The organism is Desulfacinum hydrothermale DSM 13146 (genome assembly GCF_900176285.1).
GTDB lineage: Bacteria > Desulfobacterota > Syntrophobacteria > Syntrophobacterales > DSM-9756 > Desulfacinum > Desulfacinum hydrothermale.
In genome coordinates, this window is sequence record NZ_FWXF01000058.1 from 1 (window position 1) to 1,076 (window position 1,076).

General features: G+C 62.4%; 1 protein-coding gene. It reads left to right on the plus strand.

The genetic code is table 11. From position 1 onward, the window contains the following. Nucleotides 1-162: 162 nt before the first annotated feature. A partial coding sequence (locus B9A12_RS17465; RefSeq protein WP_212636993.1) for a hypothetical protein occupies nucleotides 163-1,076 on the plus strand: 914 nt, incomplete at its 3' end.

A 1,076-nucleotide genomic window follows, 5' to 3' on the forward strand; every position in this document is an offset into this window, starting at 1 on the left:
CAGCCGGATGCACCGCAGCCGGGAGGACCTGCGGAGGCCAGCTCCGGAGTCAGTATGTCTGGCAGTGGGGTGCTGGGATCTGGCGTACCTGGTGGCGTGTCCGGACAGACGGACAGCAGCCGGGCTGGCGTTTCCACGCCAGAATCGGCAGGGGGCCAACCTGTGGCTACTGCGTTGCAAACCGGAACCTCCGCGCCGCAGTCGGGAGGACCTGCGGGGAGCAGTGTTGAGTCCGGTATTCTCACTGGTGCCGGGGCGGCGGGACTGGTAGCCGGCAGCCAGTCGATGGCCTCCGCGTCGCAAGGCGAAATCCCACAAACTGGGGCTGCCATACCTGGTGATGTTGGCAGGATTTCCTCAACAGATGGTCAACACGAAATTTACGAATTTGCGTCATCTGGATCCGGGGATGTACAGACTCGAACCATATATCTTAAAACACCTACCGAAACTGAAGATCTCGTTAAAATCGTACCGCAGCCTGAATCTTCTGGACCGGAACTAGCAACCGGCGGCCAGGTTGAAATGCCGCAATCGGAAGGGCCTGCGGAAGGCGATGTCGAATCCGGTATGCCCGTCGGTGCCGGGGTGACAGGACTAGGAATGGCGAGGTTGATGGGCGAGGCCTCAGCGCCAGAACCTGATGTGGCCCCGCAACCACAGCCCGAGGCTCCCGCATCTCAACCGGCAACTGGTGGCCAGGTTGAGGCCTCTGCTCCGCAACCAGAAACGCCGCAATCGGAAGGGCCTGCGGAAGGTGGTGTCGAATCCGGTATGTCTGCCGGTGCCGGGATGGCAGGACTAGGAATGGCGAGGTTGATGGGCGAGGCCTCCGCACCAGAGCCTGATGTGGCGCAACCGCAGCCCGAGGCTCCTGTGCCGGAACCGGCAACCAGCGGCCAGGTTGAAGCTTCTGCTCCGCAACCTGAAATGCTGCAACCGGAAGGGCCTGCGGAAGGCGATGCCGAATCCGGTATGTCTGCCGGTGCCGGAATAGCAGGACTGGGCATGGCGAGGCTGATGAGCGAGGGTATGTCCGAGGCCTCAGCACCAGAACCTGATGTGGCCCCGCAACC